The sequence below is a fragment of the Hyphomonas sp. genome, from assembly GCF_041398465.1.
GTDB lineage: Bacteria > Pseudomonadota > Alphaproteobacteria > Caulobacterales > Hyphomonadaceae > Hyphomonas.
In genome coordinates, this window is record NZ_JAWKUS010000005.1 from 292,671 (window position 1) to 312,964 (window position 20,294).

Sequence of the window (20,294 nt, forward strand, 5' to 3'; positions counted from 1 at the left end):
GCCTAGCCGATCTTGTCTGTCAGGATAAAAATAAGATCGGCCGCCATTGCTTGGAACTCGCCCGCGATGCGCTGCATGGTTTCCGAGCCAACTTCACCGCCGAAAACATCCATGTCGTTGACATCGATGATCTCGATGTAGGCGTAAGGCGGCTTACCATCTGATCCCAACAGGCCAGTGGATTTGTACACGGCAAACTCATCGACTGATTTCAGTCCATTGACCGTCGGAATATCCTTCGATTTCGCCCAGGCCTCATAGTCAGAAGCGCTGATACCGGGTTTAAGGTTGAACAGTGCGACAATCTTGGTGTTCATTTAAGTAGACTCCCCTATGGATGATCTCTGTAAATGGTATATCATTTGAAATCAATAGAAACCCCTCGCTTGGAAACCACATTGCAAGCGAGGTCGCCTGACCTGCAGACCGGAGGAAAATTCCATGCCCGATACACCTCATAATGCGCCTGACTTGCCGGCCTATGACGGCCCGCCCGATTACCGTGTTGTCGGCCGCCATGGCGTCTATCCTGAGACAAGCCATGACGAAATCGCGCGGTTTAATTTCCTCGCACAGATGAACCGCCATCTGTCGACCCAGGTCATGCCGGGTGTCGGTGAGGCCTTCGAGCAACGTGTGGCTCCCGCTTTTCAAAAATCGCACGACCGCACGTTCAAGGATCGGCATGAGATTCGCCAAGCACTGACCAAGGACCCGATGTGGCAATGGTGGTCGGCGATGCGCCGGTCAACGATGGAGTCGCGCCAACAAGCGGGTCGCTGGGTCACCCTCCGCCAGGCAGAGGCTTTGAACGCCAAGGTCGGCGAACTGACCAAGGGGGACAAGCGCCTCAAATTGAATCCAAATATGAAGCTGCCACGCGGCGTCGAGGCGATCGACCATCACTGCATGCCTGGTTCGTATCACACTGAACTGGTGCCTGGTGATGTCACAGGACCCGCCAATTATGATGCGGGAATCTTCGCCACAACCGGGGGTATGCTGGGGCGTTACAATGACGGCGGTGGGGTCGCGGTGGCCGAATGGGTCAAGCGCAATATGGGCCCCGACTTCAAACCAAAGCGAATTCTCGATATCGGCTGCGGCATGGGGCATAATGTCCTGCCGATTGCCGCAGCATTCCCAGATGCCGAAATTATCGCCGTGGATGTCGGTGCGCCGATGTTGCGATATGGCCTCGCGCGCGCCAAAACAATGGGCATCGAGAATGTTACGTTCGTTCAGGATGACGTATCCGATCTCAAACAATTTGAAGCCGAGAGTTTCGACTGGATCCAGTCGACCATGTTCCTGCATGAAACCAGCTACAAGACGATGCCAAAGATCTTCGCCGAAACTCAGCGTCTGTTAAAACCGGGCGGTATCGTCCTGCACGTTGAGCAGCCGCAATATGACGACAAGATGTCACTTTATGAGCAGGCCATGCGCGACTGGGATGCATTTTATAATAATGAACCCTTCTGGACCAAGATGCACGAGGTCGATGTTGACGCTTGGCTCGCCGACTCCGGATTTGGCGCCAATGCACTGATCCATGACGGGGTCACGGCCGTGATTGACAAGAATGTGTTCCCGGACGCTGCTGACGATGAAAGCGAAGATTTCGGCCGCAAGGCTGCTTGGCACGTCGTCGGCGCAAAGAAGGTGGCTTGATCATGACCAAACTTGACCCACTTCTGCTTGCCGGTGCCAAATCCAAGGGCAAACGTCCTTGGTTTCTGGAGAGCCCTGACACCGAACGCCTGCTCAACATTACGATGGCGCTGGCTCAGGAGGTTGGCGTGATGCGCGAACGGATGGACACAATCGAGCGCCTGCTTGCACGCGATGGCAAGGTTTCACCCGCCGCCATCGATGGGTTCGAGCCGACAAAGTCCGAAGCTGATGCGCGCGGTCTGTGGATGCAGGAGTTCATTTCCCGCATTCTCCGCGTTGTGCAGCAGGACCGCGAAGCAATTGCTGCCGGCGACGAATTGTCATCCGAAGACGTCGCCAATGAATTGGCAAGTTGAAGGCGACTGGAATGCTTGAACGACCGCATACAGAGTTCATCCAGGCCCAGCTTCTGCCCTGGCTGAGAATTGGCCCCGGCAATGCTAGGCCTGATGCCGAGTTTAAATTTCTTAGTCGGGATGCCACCACCGGAGGCTGCTCGACGATCGTGCGCTACCCGCCGGGCTGGCGGCGTGAAGCGATCGAACACCTTGATGTCGATGAAGAGTTCTACGTGCTTGATGGCGAGATTGAACTCAATGGTGAAACATTTGGCCATGACACGTATGGCTACGCACCAAAGGGCGCAAACCGCAAAACAATGTCGACCGGTGCAGGTGCCGTCGTACTGACCTTTTTTAGCGGCCAGCCAAACTTGCGCGGCGGCCCCGGCGATGGCGGCAAAATCGTCAAGGTCGACGCCCTGCACATGCCTTGGGACATGTCGCTGAACGACCCGAAGCTTGCCCACCTCGGCATCTCTCGCAAGGATTTGCGCAATGATCTCGAAACCGGAGAACGCACATTCTTGTCAATGATCCTGCCCCACTCCGAACCACCCGGCCTCAAAGGCCCGCAGGAGTCGCATCCGACTGTCGAAGAAGCCTATACCGTCAATGGATCACTGACTGGGCCGCATGGCACAATGGAACCAGGATCCTATTTCTGGCGCCCACCGGGCATTGCGCACGGGCCGTTTGGAACCCGCTGGGGCTGCGTCATGCTGATCCGCTTTCTCGGTGGAAAGCACGTGAACCAATGGTCTCCGACCGATGCACCGTTTTCCTTCAACGCGCCCTACAACCCGGTCCTTCCGGAATCGCTGGCTGCGTTCGCCTGCTCTCCCTGGACCCCTCCACCACGGTACTGAGAAAAGCCCTCTACTCAGCCAAGACGACGCTTCAGCAACACGAAAGCCGGTCTGGGCATCTCCTCGTCATGGCAGCCCCGTCGCTTCATGGCCATGAAACATCCCAAACAGAACTGCCGTTCTCGCCGCAAGCGGTTGGATAATAATCAGCCAACTCAAAAGCCGCCTAAGTAATTTAACCTAGTTGCATTCTAGTGAATATCAGCAAATGATATATCTTTACCAATAGGGACTTTTGAGGAAGGCAAACCAATGGAATTTCTGGCAAGCAACGAACTGGCGATCCTGCGCTGGCTACATATTGTGGCGATGGTTTACTGGCTCGGTGGTGAATGGGGCGTCTTCCAGACGAGCTACAAGGTGGTGAACCCGAAACTTCCGCTCGAAGAACGCATGCGGCACATGGATACGGCCTACCGGATAGACATCATGGCGCGCACCGGCATTATTTCTCTACTTCCTCTTGGCCTTCACATGGGCCATCTCTGGGGCGTTCAGCCGCTTGGAGGAGGCTGGCTTGTCGCAATGTGGATACTCTGGGCTACATGGATGGCTATCACTTGGGGCGCATTCGCCAATCGTGGTAAACCACTCTTCAAACTTCTGTCCGGTATCGAAGACTGGACACGCTATCTGCTGATCCCGACACTGCTTGTCATCTCCCTTTCATCACTGTCTGGCCACGGCCCCTTCCTCGCCGAGACCGGACAGAAATGGTATGCGGCGAAGATCCTGACCTATAGCCTGGCGCTGATCATCGGGGTCGTCCTGCGACTCGTCATGCACGAATGGCAAAAGCTATTTCCGGTGCTTGCGGCAGGACCAAACCCAGAGGTCGAGACACGGCTGGAAAAATCTATCAGCATCGGGCGCGGCATCGCGTATCTCTACTGGATATTGATCCTGACAACCGCCTTCTTCGGCGCGGTGAAGCCGTTCTGATGGATCCTCAAGGTGTCAATGCGGCGGGCGCTTCGGTTATTGTGAAAAGGGAGTCGTCGAACTTTTCACCGACTTGGAAATCGGTCCATATCGCTTCATTGGATTTCACCCCATCATAGAACAACCGCACCCGGCCAGGCTGCACCCAACTGATACCGGGCTTTGTAAAAAAGTTCGAATAGCGACGCTCGTGCCATCCACGCGGCGTGTCAAATCCAACATAAACCACAGCATCATCCGACTGGCGGATGCCAAACCGTGTCACCCCACCCGACGGATCTGTCAGCTCAACCATAAAGGCCGGTGCACCATCCACCAGATCATCCGGCAAGCGCACCTGCGACCAGCCCTCATCGAGTGCGTTACGAATAGCGCCATACCCAAAATTTTCGCCCCAGGTCGCGTTTGCCGACTGGTCCGTCATTACACCATCCTGATTGGACGTTTGCACGCCATCGAAAGCAAGCAGAAAGGCGAGCTTGCCCCCAGTCCAGGCTTCGATCCGGACCTTGCCCCCTGCGGCATGCGAATCGGTTTTCTCATCCGCGTAGATCCGCCACATGCTATAGGGATTCCACAATACGTCCCCGTCCTTGGCGCGGATAAGATTGTAGCCGGTCAATTTTAGACTATCGGGATGCACCCACACCTCGCCGCCCGCTGCAGCATGCGCCCTGCGGATAATATCGGCAGCGCTCTGCTCCGGGTACGCCTGCACGGCGGCAGGCATTTCGCTGCGACTCGCAACCGGCGGCGGCAAGGCGTCTCGAACGCCAGCACATCCCGCGACGAGTGTAAAACAAAGTAGCGCTGTCCTCATGCCGGATCCTCCACCATCATGACGTGGCAGTCAGCAAGCTGCTGCCGTACCGCCTTAAGAGGCGCATAGTCCTCGCTTTCCCAGAATTTGCGAACCGCGGCCTTGTCCGGCCATTTCGAAACTACTGCGCTGAGTCCGCTTCCGAAACTACCTTCAAGCGCTTCCACGCCAGGTGCACGCAGGACATATTCACCGCCGTATTTTCCGATCAGCGCAGCAGTCGGCTTTCCGTACTCCTGAAAGAAGCGGCCCCTGTCGTGGATGTTTGCAAAAACAATCATGTATGCGGCCATTTTGTTTGTCCTTCGGTCTGGCATGTCGTACTAAATGGTATATCATTTAATCTGCTCGCCCGGGTCAAGGGTCAACACGTAAGGAACCGATCACAATGCAACTTCTCCGCGCCGCAACACTGACAGTTGCCGACCTCAACCGCTCAGTTGGAAACTATAGCAGATATCTCGATTACACTGTTGTCGAGCGCGGTGACCTTCCAGCTGACCTGGCAGCGAGTTGGGGCGCGCCAAAAAGCGCAGGCAAGGCTTATGCAATCATGGCCCCTGCTTCGGGCGCTGAAATCTATCTGCGACTGGTCGAACAACCGGCCGTGAACGGTTTCAAGGCTTTGCGCAGCTACGGTTGGAACGCGATTGAAATCTGCGTCACCGATGTGATCGCCGCGAATTCACGCATGCTCGACTCACCGTTTGAGATCATCGGCCCGCCGCGCGAGATCGATGGCCTTCCTGCTATCCACCCGATGCAGGTAAAAGGTCCTGACGAGGAAATCGTCTACCTGACACAGATCAAGTCCGACCTGCCCGCTTTCGACCTGCCGCGGGCCAGCACGCCTATCGACAAACTGTTCATTCTCGTCCTCGGCTGTTCTGATATGAAAGCCTCACTCACCTGGATGGAAAAGCATGTCGGCTTACAGACCGGGCGAGACAATATGGAGATTGTCTACACAATGCTCGCAAAGGCCTATGATACCGACCCGGCCGAGCTGCACACGATCTCGACCATGATCCATGGTAAGGATGTGTTCCTCGAACTCGACCAGTATCCAGACGCCGCAATTGATCGGCCGCATCATGACAGCATGCTGGTGCCCGGCTGCGCCATCGGGACGTTCTGGCATCCGGATTTCGACAGCCTGACCGGCCCGTGGATCACCCCGCCGGTGCGCCGCGAAGGTCCCGTCTACAAGGGCAAGCGCGTCGCCACCATGAAGGATCTCGACGGCGCCCTGATCGAAATGGTGGAAGCGTAAGTTGAGAATGCAACAGGTCGTCCTGAAATCTGCCATCGCGCACAAGCCGCGTGCGGATGACTTTGTCCTTATCGACGCGGCTATTCCGGCCTGTCCAGTCGGCGGCGTCCTGGTGCGGATCGTTCATCTGTCACTCGACCCCTATATTGGCTCCCGCCTGCGTGGGCGCCATATGGGCGAAGAACCGCCACAGCCGGGCCAAGATGCGGTCCCCGGTGCGATCGTGGGCCAGGTGTTAGAAAGCCGTACACCGCAACTTGCGCCTGGCGACTGGGTGCAATCCATGGAGGGCGGTTGGCAGGAAATCCTTGCAATTGCTGGCGGCAGCGTGCGCAAGATCAACCCTAACTCGGCGCCACTCTCCGCCCATGCAGGTGTACTTGGCATGCCAGGTCTTACGGCCTGGGCGGGAATTACGCAACTCGCAAAGGTTGGACCCGGAGATACAGTTCTCGTCGATGCTGCCGCTGGCCCGGTCGGCGGAACGGTCGGGCAGATCGCCCGGATCAAGGGCGCGAAGCGGGTGGTCGGAATTGCAGGCGGACCGGACAAGTGTCGGCTGGCTACGGACGAATACGGCTTTGACGCCTGCATAGATTACAAGCAAGACTGCTGGCAGGAGGCACTCGGCGCGGCCCTGCCGGATGGTTTGTCAATCTTCTTCGAAAACGTCTCGGCGGACATGGCGATGATTGCGCTCGGCCATGCCAATATCTATGCGCGCGGCGTACTGTGCGGGTTAGTCGGCGCCTATCATACCGACTCGCCGAGCCAGCACGCCTTGAACGCCGGACTGATCATCGGCAAGAGGGCGCAGCTCTCGGGCCTTGTCGTGTATGATTTTTACCCCCGTTGGGATGAATACGTTACCGAAGCATCCTCATGGATCGCTGATGGCCGATTGAAATTCGCCGAGGACCGGGCGGTCGGACTTAAGAATGCGCCAGCTTTGTTCGAGCGACTAATGGACGGAATGAATCAAGGCAAGGCTGTTGTTTCAGTTGCACAGGAGATAATCTGATGACCCAAGTAAAACGCCTCTATGTCGACGGAATCTACGGGCAAATCCATGTCCGTGTGGCGGCACCGGATGCGCCAACTGCGCCGCCGCTCTACTGCTTACATCAAAGCCCGAAGCATGGGGGCGAGTTCGAATCCTTCATGCAAGCAGCCAGTCAGGCGCGCGTAGTCGTCGCGCCCGACTATCCCGGCTACGGCATGTCTGACGCCCCTCCCCAGGAAAGCGATGCCACGATTGACATGTATGCCCGGTCTTGCTGGCAGGTGGCTGATGCACTCGGCCACAAACGCATAGACCTGTTCGGCAACCATACCGGCGGCAAGGTCGCGACGGAGATGGCGACCCGACAGCCTGAGCGCGTCCACGCCATTGTGATGGTGTCTGCGGCTATTCTGACAGAAGAAGAGCGGTTGATGTTCAACGACTATTTCACGCCGACTCCACTCGATGAAGCCGGCACGCGCTTCACCACAATGTGGAAGCGCATTGTGGAGCGAAGGGGCAACCAATCGCTTGTAATGTTGGCAAAATCTCTGGGAATGAACCTGATGGGCGGCGAGGCCTATGAGTGGGGCCACGCGGCGGCTTTTTCCTATGGCGAGCCATTCGAACAGGCATTGCGCGCGCTTGACCAGCGCATCACCATCCTCAACCCGTCAGACGATTTGACAGATATGACGCGCCGCGCTGCGCCGATGATGCGCAATGGCGAAATCGTGGAGCTGCCTGACTGGGGCTACGGGTTCATGGACACGTTTAGCAATGAATCTGCCCAGCTTGTGCTCGGCAAGCTGGCATAGCGGCGGCCTTAAGCCTCCGTTGCTTCGGAAGCCTCCTCTGGGTTGACCAATGCGCCATCATGCTCATGCCCGAACCGGTACTTTCCAAGAAACAGGAGCGGAACGGTCGAGATGAAGAGGATGATCGCAGCCGATGCCAGGGTGAATTTCCAATCATGACCAACGAGCACGCCAAGATCCCATTCGATGATCTTCAGGCCCTTGCCGGTCGCCAGATTGACCATGATTCCGGGGCCCAGGCCGGCGCCGAGAGCGAAGAACGCATAGATTGCGCCATAAATGGCCGAGTATGATTTCATGCCGAAGTAACGTGACACCATATAGGCCATGAAATCATACTCGACGCCTGCACCAAAGCCGACGAGCAGGATGGCGAAGGTCGCCGTATTGGCATCGATGTCAGGCTGACCGAGCATCCAGAGCGCAATAGCCGGAGACGCTAGAAAGGCGAATGCTACACCCGGCGCCCATAGCCGGTCGATCAGGTAGCCGCCGATCACACGTCCACCGAGCACAGCCAGACCGGTAAGGGTCGCAAGACCAACTGCCGTGTCCTGATCGAAATTGCTGGCCCGCAGCACGTTCTCAATGTTTGGAATGATTGCACCGACTGCGTAGGAAATAGGGATGAATACGATTGCCAGGAGCCAGAAACGCCAGTCGGCGAGGGCCTGCGTCAGCGTCATGCCCGCCAAGGCGGCTCCTTGAGCGCTCCTAGACTTAATGGCTGGCGGCTCTGTGCCTATCTTGAAGAACACCATCAGACCGACCGGGACAAGAATTATCAGGCTGTAGATAAATGGCATGACATATTCGAGTCGAATGCCATTCTTTTCGATCAGGCCGGTGACTTCGCTAAGCACCAGGGCAATGAATGCCAGTGTCGCCGCAACGCTGACGCCGAGGATTGGCAGCTTCATGCGTGTTGCTTTTGCATCTCGGGCCGGGACGTCACCGACGTCGCGCAGCGCCAGGAAGCTCAGTGGAAGCGCAATCATCAACGGCAGAAGCCCGAGCGCAAAATAAGCCGTGCGCCAGTCGAAATGAGATGTAATATATTGCGCAAAAAACTTCGCCATTGCACCGAACACTCCGGTCGCAATTAGCGCGATACCGAGGGCGATGCCTCTATTCGTCTCGAACCAGTTGGCAACCGGCCGTGTGAACGTGATTGGCAATGTGCCCGCCCCCGAAAAGGCGAGCACCATCCACAAGAATATATACAGCGGTTTCGACCCCGTGTTCAGGCCGATCGCCATCATCGCAAGAGAGAAGGTGACAATCGAAATCAGGGCGATACGCCGGGCGCCGAATCGTTCCGCCAGGATGCCGACAATTGGGGCGGATGCACATGCACCAAATGTGTAGATTGCCAGCGCATTCATTATGAATCCACCGTCCCAACCCTTTGGTCCGAACTCGCCCAGCAGCGGCGGTATGAACACACCGATCGTATAGAAAGGCAGCGGTGACAGGCCGAGACCAACACCGACAGCCGCTGCGCTTAAGACCGGCCATCCCCGCCCGAATTCTCCCAATTTCGCCATACGAACATCTCCTCACGGTGTAGGCGGCTCGTCGGCCCCTACAAGTTTCTATCAGTTACTGAATATCGAAAGGTCGACAAATTCCTCGTCAGCCGCAAACGTGCAGCTTGCCTGTATCCAACGCAAATTTATTCCGATCCGTCCGGCGCCACCTTCCGCCCAGGCATAAGATGTTGCCCGGTCATTTTCGCCTTCATGAATATAGAGAGTCAGGGACGGACGGTTCGCGCCATAAGTCCAATCGACATCCCGCAGCTTGAACTCGATTTTTCGCGGCGGTGTTTCGTCGGTCATCAGTACGGCATTGCCGCCCTGATCCTGGATCAGAATATCGCGTTGGAAATACCAATCGTCTTCGCCTTCACCACTATCGCCATGATGCGCGCCACGCAGGACCGATGTCCAGCACGAGAACACGCGCGCTCGACGCATGCGGCTTTCCACGGTCGCGCCGCCGCGAGAGCTCGATGTCCAGAATGCATCTGGCGACAACGTCATCAATGCGCGGAGCGGCCCCTTCCCCACTGCTTTCGGAAACAGAGCGGCGCATCCCTCGCCAGACGCTATTCCGGAAAACCCTTCACCGCTCCGAGCCCACGATACATCGCACCCCGCTGAGCTTCCGTCAGCGTGCAGGATTGCCTGGTCAACGCGGTTGGCTGCAGGATTGACTCTGAACGTATAGAACAATTCGCGGTCCGGCAGGCCGGGCGCTTTACGTACCACGCGCAGCTGGCGGCCCTCGCTGCCGTCAACCGGTGAAATTATTTGGTGCTCGCGCGGAGCGACCGTCGCTGGGTCCATTCCAGCGTCAACTGCGAAAAAGACGTGCCCGTCATTGTCCCAACGTCCCCGCATTATCGCGATAAGTTCATGCATGTCTTTCTGGAGATAGCCGGGTACGGCGCCGGAATCCGCTCTTGCCGTTAGCCCCGACATGCAGACAAGAACCAGGCAGAAAGCTAGATTTCGCAAGATTGCCCTCCCCCAGAAAAATCTGTCGCCTTGATAAAGTCGCTGCGACAGCCCTCGACAGATGCGTCAAATGATATATCTTTTACTAGAACGGTTTTTCACCGGCTTTGGCAAGTGGTACTCGGCTCGGGGCTGGAAAAAATGCAGTTTTTCGAAACAATCCGGTATGACTGCCGGTAATCCTGAACAGAAGGCAAATGACATGACGACCAGTCTATCCGCAAACGAACTGAAGAAGATGCTGCCGACCTTGGCGCGTCATGAGGGTGTGTGGGAAGGACATTACCGTTACTATGATGCAAACGGCAAACAGACCGACGCACATGAATCGCGGCTGCTTTGCCGTTTTCCGGACTCTGGCCACCCCTATCACCAGACCAATCACTATCGCTGGGCTGATGGAAAGCGCGACGTGCGCGACTTCCCGGCTTCGGTCGAAAATGGCCGCCTGAGATGGGACAATGAGTTCATCAACGGTTGGGCCTGTGATGTGACACTGGATGATTTCGGGCGCACGACCATGCTGAATTGGACCCGTACAGGGGAGCCGGATCTCTATCTCTACGAAATGATTCAGCTGTCAGACGATAACCTGTCGCGCGCCCGGACCTGGCAATGGTTCAAAGCCGACCGCCTTTTCCAACGCACCCTGGTCGATGAGCACCGGGTCTCTACAGACTGGCGTGCATATGATGGCAAGGAATTCTGACGGCATCTCTAGGACGTCCGGAACAAACGGGTGTCTCATCCATGGGCATCCACTGCCGCAACCAGAATCAGGTTGGCAAAAAACACCCGATATCCTCATAAAAAAGCCGGGCATTTCTGCCCGGCTTTTTCATGCCCTGTGCGTAGGTCTAGTTCTTTTCCTGCGCGTTGCGGAAATCAGCATACCCTTGCCAGCTCGTCCTGTTATCACGCGGATCACCGGTTTGCGGCGGCGTCTTGTAGAGCGGTGCACGTGTGTTGATGTAGTCTTTCATCACGTCCGGAAGATCGTCCCAACTCTCCAACCTGGCACCAGCAGTGTGAACGTAGAAAATGCCTTCGCGGCCGTTCATCTTCATCCACGGCAACCAGTCAGAAATCCGCGACCAGCCAACTGACACTTTCGCGCTGGTCGTCTCGGGGTTCAGAAGATCATCAGTGCGACCAAAGAAGTTAAACAATTCGGTCGCGTGGTAGGTGCCGCCAACCTCGGTCTGATAGGCGCCTGCCAGCGGGCTGGGATACCAGAGCGGGAAAGTCGAACGGTACCACCATTGATCGCCTTGTATTTCGCCACTCCATATGGCCGGCTTGCCGTCACGGCCGACCGTATAGGATTCAAAATTCACGGGATCATTTTCGACTTGCTGGACTTTCACGGTTTCACCCGTCCATGGGTTTTCCCAAGTGTCGAGAACCTCTCCGGTATCCTTGTCGAGATAGAGCAGGATTTCGCGTGAGACGAGCGCAAAGCCGTCACCATTCTTGTCCTTGATGGCACTGCAACTGCGCGTATTCATGCCGATCACGTCAAAGAGGTGCACATCCTTCTCGCCCTGCCGACGCGCATAGGCAATGCCGTGCCACGAGAAGATCGCCTGCTCGCCGTCGACCGTCGAGCATTGCATCTTGCGTGCTAATTGCATGGCATCCTGCGGGTTATACGGATCCAGGGTTGCCGCTTTTGGCTGGGCGACTGCGCTTCCAACCGTGCTGCAAGCTGACAGCGCAACCAATGCTGCCGCCCCGCCGAAATGTTTGAACCAGTGACTCACGAACCTCTCCCTTAAAAGATATATCTTTTAAATGACACAGAACCAGGCTCGCGCCAAGAGCGAATTAAGAAGATCAGGAACGCGGTTGCATCCGGGTCGCGCCGAACACGACAATTAGACCGGCTAGCCACGGAATGATTGTCGGCCAGGCATTGCCGGGGCCAGCGCCCAACAGATTGAACTCATAGGCCAGTGACAGACCAAAGCCGGAGAAAATTGAGGCCAGAACAGCCGCGCCACCTGGCCTGAGTCGGCAGGCGCGAGCTACAACGATCGGGCCAAAGGCTGCCCCAAGCGAGACCCAGGCAAATAGGATGCGCCTGAATATACTGGCTTCAACAAACAGCGTGATCGCGACTGCAAAGGTGCAGATCGCCAGGATAGCGAGACGTGAAACGAGGACATCTCTTCCGCCAAACGCCTTGCCAAGTCCGAGATCGTGCGACACCGCAGCGCCGGCAACAAGCAGCTGGCTGTCGACCGTCGACATGATGGCCGACAAGGTTGCTGCGGCGATGATGCCTGCGAAAATACCCGGCAAGTACACGGCGGCTGATCTAAAGAAAACATCCTCTGCGGACATGTCGGCACCGAACACCGCGCGCGCCGAAAGACCCAGAACTGCCATGCCGGAATAGACAAGCACCCCCCAACCAATCGCCACGCCAGCGCCGGTGAGGCGGGCCTTGCGATCGCGTGCTGCCATAACCCACGCGACCAAGTGGGGCTGGCCAAGCGCACCAAAGCCGGTCGCCGTCAGTCCGGCGACGAAGCCTGCAGCGACCCAGCCAAGTTTGCCGCCAAACGAGGAACCGTAGGATTCCGGTGCAGCTGAGAGCATTATGCCAAGACCGCTGAATCCTCCGGCAGCCTGCAAGGTCACTACCGGTAAAATAACAGCAACGACAGCAATGAGCAGGCCTTGAATCGTGTCAGTCACCGATACGGCGAGGAAGCCGCCAAGAAAAACGTACGCCACAATGACAATGGCGCCGATGACAACACCGGGCGTGAAGCCGGTGGCAAACAATCCGTCGATTGCTGTGCCAGCACCCTGAAACTGACCGGCAACATAGAAGGAAAAGCAAAAGGCAATCAGCAAAGATGCTACAATACGGATGATCCGCGCTGCTTGCGGTCCAGCGAACTCTGTGAGGAAATCAGTCAGTGTAAGATGACCTTGCTGTCGCGAAGATTCCTGAAGGACCCTGCCCGCCCATAGCCAGACAGCAGCGTACCCAGCCAGGATTCCCGGCACCATCCAGAGCGCTGACAATCCCACACGATAGACAAACCCCGAAAAGCCGAGCAGCACCCAGGCCGATGAACTCGACGCCGCGTAGGCAAGGCCAGCAACCCAGGGCCCGAGATTGCGGTCGCCAAGCAGGAAGGCATCCTGCGAACGCGCGCGCCTTGATGCCCAAAGCCCGATCCCGACCAGCCCCGCCGAATACAGGACCAGTGTTACAAGTGCGACCGGATTGTTCATGTCAGCATCCGCCCTGGGAAAGCAGCTATTCGACGGCGACCGGGACCGGCGCGCCTTTGAAACCAAGCGGCAGTCCAGCGCGAGGGACAAAGCCATAGAGTTCTTCTTCAGGCATGGCGCCCGCCAGAATCTCGCGACAGGCTATCAGCGCGTCTAGATCAACACCAGTGTCAATACCCATGCTCTCAAACATGAAAACGAGATCTTCAGTGACGATATTGCCACTGGCGCCCGGCGCTGTCGGGCACCCGCCAAGCCCCCCGAGCGAACTGTCGAACGTGCTGATTCCCTCGTCATACGCCGCCAGCGCATTCGCAAGGCCAAGTCCGCGTGTATTGTGCAAATGCACCCCTGTTACCTTGTCATCTCCGATCACACCGCGCACCGCTCGGATGAGATGGCGAACAGAGTGAGGGTCCCCATATCCGGTTGTGTCCGATAATCCGATCTCATCGCAGCCTGCATCGAGCAGACGCTCTGCCAGCCTCAGGATCTGACGCTCAGGAATCGGGCCTTCAATCGTGCAACCAAAGGCCGTCGACAGTGAACCTTCAAAGTACGGTCGCTGCCCCACTGGCAGGTCTTTCAGCATCGCAACAATGGCAACCGCCTGCGCAATCACTTGATCATGGGTTTGACGAATGTTCCGCAAGGAATGGGTTTCACTGACAGACAGTGGAAGTGTGATCTTGGCCGCCCCTGCTTTGACCGCCAGTTCGGCACCCTTCAGGTTGGGCACCAGGACAGCGATTTCCAATCCGTCGATTTTGCGTGCCTCTACCACCACATCGGCAGTGTCAGCCATTTGCGGCAGCACTTTTGGCGACACAAAGGAGCCGACCTCAATCTCACGAAGCCCGGCACTCGCGAGCGCTCGAATCCACCGCATTTTTTCTTGGAATGGCATGACGGACCCGCAGTTCTGAAGGCCGTCACGCGGACCAACTTCACTGATCAGTACTTTTGAGACACCCATTCCGGCTTCCTTTCTTCTGTATCGCGCTGCGTCTGAATCGCTTCTTGCTTTAAATGGTATATCAATTCACACTGAGTAGGAAAGCAATTAGGGTTACTGCTATGAATGACCAGCCAAAACAACTTGCCGGCCTGAAAGTTGTCGAGTTCACTCATATGGTTATGGGTCCGGCAGCTGGTTTGATTCTGGCTGATCTGGGCGCTGACGTGGTCAAGGTCGAACCGATCGGCGGCGACAAGACACGGCGATTGCGAGGCTCCGGAGCCGGCTACTTTTCGATGTACAATCGCAACAAACGTTCTCTGGCAATCGACTTGAAGTCGCCGGACGGAGCCGAGATCGCCCTGAAGCTTATCGACACTGCTGATGTCTTCATCGAGAATTTTCGGCCTGGAGCCCTCGACACGCTGGGTTTTGGATACGACACATTGAGCAAACGCAATCCGCGTTTGATTTATTGTTCGGAAAAAGGATTTCTCAGCGGTCCATATGAAAACCGCACTGCCCTTGACGAAGTGGCACAGATGATGGGCGGCCTTGCCTATATGACCGGCCCTCCCGGACAACCGCTGCGCGCTGGTGCGTCTGTGATTGATGTCACGGGTGGGATGTTCGGTGCGATTGCCGTCCTTGCAGCCCTGCATGAACGCACGCGCACTGGCAAGGGTGCGCATGTCAGCGCCTCGCTGTTCGAGACGACAGCTTTCCTTGTTGGCCAGCATATGGCGCAATATGCCGTTACCGGCATCCCCGCCGCTCCTATGCCGACACGCGTTTCAGCTTGGGCTGTGTATGATGTGTTCGACGTAAAGGACGGGGAGAAAGTATTTGTCGGCGTTGTCTCCGATGGTCAGTGGGCGGCCTTCTGCAAGGCTTTCGACCTCGTCGACTGGGCAGGCGATAGGGAACTTGCCGTCAACAACAATCGCGTCTCCAAGCGCGACGTAATCGTTCCGCGTCTGCGTGAACTATTTGCCAGCTTCACCAAGCAGGACCTGATGGCCCGCCTTGAAACCACAGGTTTGCCGTTCGCACCAATCACGAAGCCAGAAGAGCTGTTCGACGATCCGCATCTGAAAGCCGAGGGCGGTCTGCTGGATATAGTCCTGCCAAATGGCGGAACGACTGCGCTGCCGGCGCTGCCAGTCAGCATCAATGGTGTGCGTCCTGGTCTCTGCTTGAACCCACCGCGCTCCGGCGAACATTCACGTGAAATTATCTCCGGTCTTGGCCTGTCGGATGAGGCCATTGACGCACTCGAAGCACGCGGCCTGATCGAGGAAGATGCAAGCACGCTTGAGACGTCAGTCGAGAAGGCCTGAATTGGGGCGCGTCGGACTAAGCTGGTTGGGAGTCAATTCTCTCAAAGATTTCTATCGCAGCGCGTTCGCCGGATTCCATCGCGCCCTCCATGCCGGTATGCAGGAAGGAGGTATGCTCGCCGGCAAAGTGGATGCGACCGCTCGGTAGCGCCATGGTCTTCGCCCAGGCTTTGATCTGGCCAGGGGCCCAGTGCATGTAGGCTCCTCCCGACAAAGGCTGGCTGGAATCCCAGCGCACGACCCGGGCACCCCTGACCTTGGCACCGCGCATCTGTTCCAGATCGGCAGCGGCCTTTGCGAACCATGCCGCGTCGTCCCAGTCTTTGTGAATGCCGAGACCATTCACCCAGCATGTCAGGCTGGTAACTTCGCCTGAATCATCAAGGTTACCGAATACGCGCTCAATGCTGCCATCGGTCCACATGTCCAATGGCAATCCATCCTGCTCCCAGAAGCGGTTCTCAGGCAGCAGGTGAATTTGCTGAATGGGCGTATAGGGCAGGCCCATGATCGCAGCATTGCGGGCCTCAAGGTGCGGATCGGAAATCGGACCCTTGATTTCAACCCTGTCCCGGATTGCCGCAAATGGTAGCGAGCAGATCACGAAAGGAGCATAAAGCGACCCATTGTCCGTGCGGACTTCGACGCGAGATCCGTCATCGATAATCGCCTTGACCTTCGTTTTCAGTCGCAAACTCCCATCCTCAAGGCTGGCGGCCATTGCTTCGGTCAGGCGTGATGAACCACCCTCGATTCTCTCCGGCGCACCGAGCGAGCGTTCAGTGCCGTATATGAACAGCGTCCGCCAGAGGTTCGCCATGGAATAGGTATCCAGGCTGATGCCATTAAGGCCGATGTCCATCAGGTGACGGGCTTCGGGACTGAAGCCCTCGGCCGTTAGCCAGGCCTCGCCTGATATGTCATCGCCTGGATCCACATTTCGCCAGCCCCCTTCATCCTTGAAAGGATTTGAGCGGGCCGCTGCCGCCATCATGGCCGTCGATGGTGCCAAACTGCGCAGGGGCCCAGGCAACGGGTTTTCCTTCGCAGTGGTCCAGTCCGCAGAACTCATTGTCCGGCCACCAACTGAATATGCCGTGTCTCGCGGCGCGGCCGGATAGGGAAGAATCGCCAGGCCGAGATCGATCGCTGTCTTGCGAATTCGCGCATAACCCTGACCGACCTGCTGGCCGCCCGCTTCTGGGCTACCCGGCACATCGTCAAGCGTTAGGATGCGACCGCCGGCACGCTCAGCGCCTTCAATCACCAATACGCGGACGCCGTCTTCTGCCAGCATCCGGGCCGCGTGCAGACCAGACAAGCCGGCACCGATGATGATGACATCTGCGTCATGTGATTTGTGCAACGCCGGCGTACACGCCGCCAGTGCTGCAGCGCTCGTGAATTGCAAGACGGCGCGTCTCGTGAATGTCATCGATGATACCCCTTCAACTTGTGTCTTAAAAGATATACCTTTTAAGGAATACCCACACAATACTTGTTTCCGCAAGACGCTAATTGACAGGGACTCTCACTTTTATTTCCGTCCCACCCCGGCTTAGTGGTGTGACAGAATTGCCACTATGTTATATCTTTTCCATGACGCCTTGATTGCTGCTTGAAAATAGCATCAATCAATTCTCGGATATAATGATATATCTTTTATGACTGCACCAAGAGGGCAGCATCTTTTTTAGGGGAGTACCAGCAATGTCCAAATCTGTTCTAATGATAGGCGCGGCGGCAATTGCCGTGACGGCATACGTTCTTCCGGCCAGTGCGCAGCAAACGTCGGACGAAAAGACAGAGCTTCGTCAAGACGTCGTAACAGTCACATCCCGTAAATCGGAAGAGAATATTCAGGATATTCCGATTTCCGTATCCGCATTTGATGGCGACGCGCTACGCGAGCAGAACATTTCCGGCATCTCGGACCTCTCAGACCTGACACCAGGCTTTCAGCAGCAGCAGTCTTTCGGTCGCGACGGGGACCGTCCAGTCATCCGTGGCACGTCAAATATCCTCGTTTCTGAAGGCAAGGTTGGTGTCTTCATGGATGGCGTCCCCTTCTTTGGGGATTCCAGCTCGCTCGACCTGTCGAACCTTGAGCGTGTCGAAATCACCAAAGGTCCGCAGAGCACGGTTTTCGGACGTGGAACGCTATCCGGCGCGATCAACTATGTCACTCGTCGTCCCGGCGACGAGCCATATGAGGGTCTGGTTTCTCTCGAACTCGGCTCGGACGGCCGCCAGCAATTGGCGGGCTATGCTAATTTCCGCGTCAATGACATGTTGGCATTCTCCATCAACGGAAAGACATATGACTTCGACGGAGCGTTTGACAACACACTCGGTGGAAAGCTCGGCGCGCAGTCGACCGACACCTATAGCGGTGCGGTGTTCCTTGACCCTACCAGCGACATCCAGATCTCTGCCCGCTATATTTATGCTGAGGATGATGACGGCTTGTTCCCCATCAACCTGACCCCGGCGTCGGCGAATAATTGCTTCCTGAATACACGCGGATACATCTGCGGCACTGCCCCCGTTCCGACGTCCTATTCCCTCAATACCAGCGACATTCTGCGACCGGGAATTTATCGTGAGGCCAAGCGGGGCATCCTGTCGGCAGACTGGGACATTGCATCGTCGGGCTATACATTGTCCTATCAGGGCGGGCTCACCGACGTCTACGAGATTAGCGGCGTCGACCAGACCTATAATGGCGACTCGGCCTTCTTCATCGGGCCGATCTGCGGTGCGTTCATCCCCAATGGTAATTGCAGTGTTTCAGCCTTCAATGATACAAACTCCAGCCAGCGAACTGCCTCAACCCATGAAGTGCGACTGTCTTCGCCGACCAGCCATGCCTTTCGCTGGCGTGTAGGCGCTTTCACCTCACACGAGCAGCGCAAACCGCTCGCAGAATTTCTCGAACTGACAGAATTTGGACCGGACACGCTCAGTGACATCGTCGAAATCGACAATGTCGCGTATTTCGGCGGTATCGAATACGACTTCACCGACAAGCTGACCGTCGGCCTCGAACTGCGCCATGCAACCGACGACATCAAGAACAAGAGCCAGCAATATGTCGCGTCGCAATATATCGACCCGGCTCTAATTCTCGCCCTGCCGCTGCCGTTTTATAATCCACCGAACCCGAATCAAGTCGTTGGCTCGACAGCTGCCCGCGATGCGAGCTTCAAATCGACCGCCCCGCGCCTGACTGTTGATTACAAGATGAGCGAAGATGTCCTGCTGTATGGTCAGTACGCCGAGGGCAACAGTCCTGGCGGCTTCAACCCTCTGGATGCGCCGAAAACGACGTTCGAGGAAGAAAAGCTGAAGGCCATCGAATTCGGCGCCAAGACGTCGTTGTTCGGCTTTGACCGCTTGAATCTCGCCCTGTTCCGCAACGAGTTCGACAATCAGGTCCTGAGCAACACCTATACGACCGGCGCCGGCGGCGTGAACTCGTTCTCTGCAAATATCGGTCAGACCGAAATCTATGGTCTCGAACTGGAATTCTCGAAATACCTGACAGACAACTGGATCGTGTACGGTTCCTACGGCTATCTCGATGCCGAGATCACCAAGGGCGTGGACCGGGACGAAGCGATCCTCAAGATTGGCGCAGTCTGCGTCGATCTGGCGGCGCCAGGCTGTGCGGCTGCGGGAGATCTTTCGGGCAAAGTGCCTCCACTTGTGTCAAAGCACCAGGGCGCGATCGGAACACGCTTCGACTTCAACCCGACACAGAATGACAAGTTAGACTTCTACGTCGGCGGTGATGTCACCTACCTGTCTTCATTCTATGCGCAAATTCACAACCTGCTGGAATCGGGAGACGCAACCAAACTCAACCTTCGGGCCGGCATGGAGTATGGCAATTTCAGTTTCCAGGTCTGGGGCCGAAACGTGCTGGATGACGATACACCGGCCGGTATACTGCGTTATGTCAATTTCACGGCGCCGCGTTCGCCAGCCGACCGCACTCGTGGCTTTGGCATCTCCCCCGCCGCGCCAACCATGTGGGGCGCAACAGCAACTGTTCGCTTCTAGCAATAATATATCGAATGGACTTCTGGGACATGGCGCGGACAACGGTCCGCTCCATGTCTCCTTCCCCCGGGGCAAGGGCCTCCCATGTCAAACCACTTGCTGCAATCGGCCTGTTTCGGATTGATTGGTCTAAGCGCCGCATGCGTATCAGCGCCGGTGAATGACAATTCGCTTGACGTACAACTCGATCAAATTGTTGATCTGATGCCGGGTGACTATTTTTCCAAGCCCGATTAGGGCGCTTATGAAGGGCGCCCGATCTATGAGCGGATTCGTTCAATTGCACCGCCTGCTGGCTATAGCACGGCGATACACGGCGGATTGAATCACGCACCCGCATATCCGAAGGTTCGATCGGCCACATGGAGCGCGGCTTCTCGGAAGATGGAAAATTCCTGTTCGGAAACGAAGATGGGA

The 20,294-nt window shown here is 56.6% G+C and carries 19 protein-coding genes; 10 read left to right on the forward strand and 9 right to left on the reverse strand.

All coding sequences use genetic code 11. The features are described 5' to 3' along the window. Positions 1 to 2: 2 nt before the first annotated feature. Entirely contained in the window at positions 3 to 317 is a 315-nt protein-coding gene (locus R3C98_RS16350) for an REDY-like protein HapK (RefSeq protein ID WP_371315134.1), read from the reverse strand. A 124-nt stretch (positions 318 to 441) separates the two neighbouring features. On the opposite strand from R3C98_RS16350, the gene R3C98_RS16355 reads away from it, so the two are divergent. From R3C98_RS16355 to R3C98_RS16370, 4 genes are all read left to right on the forward strand, one after another. Beyond that, on the forward strand, positions 442 to 1,674 hold the full coding sequence (locus R3C98_RS16355) for a methyltransferase domain-containing protein (protein ID WP_371315135.1): 1,233 nt from the start codon (positions 442 to 444) through the stop codon (positions 1,672 to 1,674). Between the two features lie 2 nt (positions 1,675 to 1,676). Continuing rightward, a complete protein-coding gene (locus tag R3C98_RS16360) occupies positions 1,677 to 2,033 on the forward strand; it encodes a hypothetical protein (protein ID WP_371315136.1) in 357 nt (118 codons plus the stop codon). A gap of 11 nt (positions 2,034 to 2,044) precedes the next feature. Further along, positions 2,045 to 2,884, forward strand: a complete 840-nt coding sequence (locus R3C98_RS16365) for a cupin domain-containing protein (protein ID WP_371315137.1) — start codon at positions 2,045 to 2,047, stop codon at positions 2,882 to 2,884. Between the two features lie 252 nt (positions 2,885 to 3,136). Next, positions 3,137 to 3,826: a hypothetical protein gene (locus R3C98_RS16370; protein ID WP_371315138.1), complete on the forward strand. Its 690-nt coding sequence runs from the start codon at positions 3,137 to 3,139 to the stop codon at positions 3,824 to 3,826. 7 nt (positions 3,827 to 3,833) lie between these two features. Here R3C98_RS16370 and R3C98_RS16375 read toward each other — a convergent pair whose 3' ends face one another. Beyond that, positions 3,834 to 4,646: a hypothetical protein gene (locus tag R3C98_RS16375; RefSeq protein WP_371315139.1), complete on the reverse strand. Its 813-nt coding sequence runs from the start codon at positions 4,644 to 4,646 to the stop codon at positions 3,834 to 3,836. Further along, positions 4,643 to 4,939 carry a DUF1330 domain-containing protein gene (locus R3C98_RS16380; RefSeq protein ID WP_371315140.1) on the reverse strand — a complete coding sequence of 99 codons (297 nt, stop codon included), beginning with the start codon at positions 4,937 to 4,939 and terminating at the stop codon, positions 4,643 to 4,645. Before R3C98_RS16380 ends, R3C98_RS16375 begins: the two co-directional genes overlap by 4 nt. A 95-nt stretch (positions 4,940 to 5,034) precedes the next feature. On the opposite strand from R3C98_RS16380, the gene R3C98_RS16385 reads away from it, so the two are divergent. The 3 genes from R3C98_RS16385 to R3C98_RS16395 are packed head-to-tail and all read left to right on the forward strand — an operon-like array spanning position 5,035 to position 7,740. Further along, complete coding sequence (locus tag R3C98_RS16385) at positions 5,035 to 5,919, forward strand: hypothetical protein (RefSeq protein ID WP_371315141.1); 885 nt, start codon at positions 5,035 to 5,037, stop codon at positions 5,917 to 5,919. Positions 5,920 to 5,926: 7 nt separating this feature from the next. Continuing rightward, the gene (locus R3C98_RS16390; RefSeq protein WP_371315142.1) at positions 5,927 to 6,940 is read left to right on the forward strand and encodes a zinc-binding dehydrogenase; all 1,014 of its coding nucleotides are present in this window, start codon (positions 5,927 to 5,929) and stop codon (positions 6,938 to 6,940) included. Continuing rightward, the gene (locus R3C98_RS16395; protein WP_371315143.1) at positions 6,940 to 7,740 is read left to right on the forward strand and encodes an alpha/beta fold hydrolase; all 801 of its coding nucleotides are present in this window, start codon (positions 6,940 to 6,942) and stop codon (positions 7,738 to 7,740) included. The genes R3C98_RS16390 and R3C98_RS16395 overlap by 1 nt, the downstream gene beginning before the upstream one ends. 8 nt (positions 7,741 to 7,748) lie before the next feature. On the opposite strand, the gene R3C98_RS16400 is transcribed toward R3C98_RS16395, so the two are convergent. Both R3C98_RS16400 and R3C98_RS16405 read right to left on the reverse strand, forming a co-directional pair. After that, on the reverse strand, positions 7,749 to 9,287 hold the full coding sequence (locus R3C98_RS16400) for an MFS transporter (RefSeq protein WP_371315144.1): 1,539 nt from the start codon (positions 9,285 to 9,287) through the stop codon (positions 7,749 to 7,751). A 51-nt stretch (positions 9,288 to 9,338) separates the two neighbouring features. Beyond that, positions 9,339 to 9,719, reverse strand: coding sequence for a hypothetical protein (locus R3C98_RS16405; RefSeq protein ID WP_371315145.1), 381 nt, complete (start codon positions 9,717 to 9,719; stop codon positions 9,339 to 9,341). Positions 9,720 to 10,464: 745 nt separating this feature from the next. On the opposite strand from R3C98_RS16405, the gene R3C98_RS16410 reads away from it, so the two are divergent. Next, positions 10,465 to 10,971, forward strand: a complete 507-nt coding sequence (locus R3C98_RS16410) for a DUF3598 domain-containing protein (RefSeq protein ID WP_371315146.1) — start codon at positions 10,465 to 10,467, stop codon at positions 10,969 to 10,971. A 148-nt stretch (positions 10,972 to 11,119) separates the two neighbouring features. Here the strand turns inward: R3C98_RS16410 and R3C98_RS16415 are convergent, their stop codons facing one another. The 3 genes from R3C98_RS16415 to R3C98_RS16425 form a co-directional block, all read right to left on the reverse strand. Further along, positions 11,120 to 12,025 (reverse strand): DUF1838 family protein, encoded by a 906-nt coding sequence (locus R3C98_RS16415; protein WP_371315147.1) that lies wholly within the window; start codon positions 12,023 to 12,025, stop codon positions 11,120 to 11,122. Between the two features lie 73 nt (positions 12,026 to 12,098). Then, positions 12,099 to 13,514, reverse strand: a complete 1,416-nt coding sequence (locus R3C98_RS16420) for a sodium/proline symporter (protein WP_371315148.1) — start codon at positions 13,512 to 13,514, stop codon at positions 12,099 to 12,101. A gap of 25 nt (positions 13,515 to 13,539) precedes the next feature. Continuing rightward, positions 13,540 to 14,490, reverse strand: a complete 951-nt coding sequence (locus R3C98_RS16425; protein WP_371315149.1) for a hydroxymethylglutaryl-CoA lyase — start codon at positions 14,488 to 14,490, stop codon at positions 13,540 to 13,542. A gap of 101 nt (positions 14,491 to 14,591) precedes the next feature. Here R3C98_RS16425 and R3C98_RS16430 point away from each other — a divergent pair, with 101 nt between their 5' ends. Continuing rightward, the gene (locus R3C98_RS16430; protein ID WP_371315150.1) at positions 14,592 to 15,812 is read left to right on the forward strand and encodes a CaiB/BaiF CoA transferase family protein; all 1,221 of its coding nucleotides are present in this window, start codon (positions 14,592 to 14,594) and stop codon (positions 15,810 to 15,812) included. Positions 15,813 to 15,828: 16 nt separating this feature from the next. On the opposite strand, the gene R3C98_RS16435 is transcribed toward R3C98_RS16430, so the two are convergent. Continuing rightward, a complete protein-coding gene (locus R3C98_RS16435) occupies positions 15,829 to 17,247 on the reverse strand; it encodes a flavin monoamine oxidase family protein (protein WP_371315151.1) in 1,419 nt (472 codons plus the stop codon). 275 nt (positions 17,248 to 17,522) lie between these two features. On the opposite strand from R3C98_RS16435, the gene R3C98_RS16440 reads away from it, so the two are divergent. Then, positions 17,523 to 19,877 carry a TonB-dependent receptor gene (locus R3C98_RS16440; RefSeq protein WP_371315152.1) on the forward strand — a complete coding sequence of 785 codons (2,355 nt, stop codon included), beginning with the start codon at positions 17,523 to 17,525 and terminating at the stop codon, positions 19,875 to 19,877. The last annotated feature ends 417 nt before the right edge of the window (positions 19,878 to 20,294 follow it).

What these genes read in the sequence shown, in the direction of transcription:
- R3C98_RS16350 (WP_371315134.1), bottom strand. Translation starts at nt 317, where the DNA reads ATGAACACCAAGATTGTCGCACTGTTCAACCTTAAACCCGGTATCAGC.
- R3C98_RS16355 (WP_371315135.1), top strand. Translation starts at nt 442, where the DNA reads ATGCCCGATACACCTCATAATGCGCCTGACTTGCCGGCCTATGACGGC.
- R3C98_RS16360 (WP_371315136.1), top strand. Translation starts at nt 1,677, where the DNA reads ATGACCAAACTTGACCCACTTCTGCTTGCCGGTGCCAAATCCAAGGGC.
- R3C98_RS16365 (WP_371315137.1), top strand. Translation starts at nt 2,045, where the DNA reads ATGCTTGAACGACCGCATACAGAGTTCATCCAGGCCCAGCTTCTGCCC.
- R3C98_RS16370 (WP_371315138.1), top strand. Translation starts at nt 3,137, where the DNA reads ATGGAATTTCTGGCAAGCAACGAACTGGCGATCCTGCGCTGGCTACAT.
- R3C98_RS16375 (WP_371315139.1), bottom strand. Translation starts at nt 4,646, where the DNA reads ATGAGGACAGCGCTACTTTGTTTTACACTCGTCGCGGGATGTGCTGGC.
- R3C98_RS16380 (WP_371315140.1), bottom strand. Translation starts at nt 4,939, where the DNA reads ATGGCCGCATACATGATTGTTTTTGCAAACATCCACGACAGGGGCCGC.
- R3C98_RS16385 (WP_371315141.1), top strand. Translation starts at nt 5,035, where the DNA reads ATGCAACTTCTCCGCGCCGCAACACTGACAGTTGCCGACCTCAACCGC.
- R3C98_RS16390 (WP_371315142.1), top strand. Translation starts at nt 5,927, where the DNA reads ATGCAACAGGTCGTCCTGAAATCTGCCATCGCGCACAAGCCGCGTGCG.
- R3C98_RS16395 (WP_371315143.1), top strand. Translation starts at nt 6,940, where the DNA reads ATGACCCAAGTAAAACGCCTCTATGTCGACGGAATCTACGGGCAAATC.
- R3C98_RS16400 (WP_371315144.1), bottom strand. Translation starts at nt 9,287, where the DNA reads ATGGCGAAATTGGGAGAATTCGGGCGGGGATGGCCGGTCTTAAGCGCA.
- R3C98_RS16405 (WP_371315145.1), bottom strand. Translation starts at nt 9,719, where the DNA reads ATGCGTCGAGCGCGCGTGTTCTCGTGCTGGACATCGGTCCTGCGTGGC.
- R3C98_RS16410 (WP_371315146.1), top strand. Translation starts at nt 10,465, where the DNA reads ATGACGACCAGTCTATCCGCAAACGAACTGAAGAAGATGCTGCCGACC.
- R3C98_RS16420 (WP_371315148.1), bottom strand. Translation starts at nt 13,514, where the DNA reads ATGAACAATCCGGTCGCACTTGTAACACTGGTCCTGTATTCGGCGGGG.
- R3C98_RS16425 (WP_371315149.1), bottom strand. Translation starts at nt 14,490, where the DNA reads ATGGGTGTCTCAAAAGTACTGATCAGTGAAGTTGGTCCGCGTGACGGC.
- R3C98_RS16430 (WP_371315150.1), top strand. Translation starts at nt 14,592, where the DNA reads ATGAATGACCAGCCAAAACAACTTGCCGGCCTGAAAGTTGTCGAGTTC.
- R3C98_RS16435 (WP_371315151.1), bottom strand. Translation starts at nt 17,247, where the DNA reads ATGACATTCACGAGACGCGCCGTCTTGCAATTCACGAGCGCTGCAGCA.
- R3C98_RS16440 (WP_371315152.1), top strand. Translation starts at nt 17,523, where the DNA reads ATGTCCAAATCTGTTCTAATGATAGGCGCGGCGGCAATTGCCGTGACG.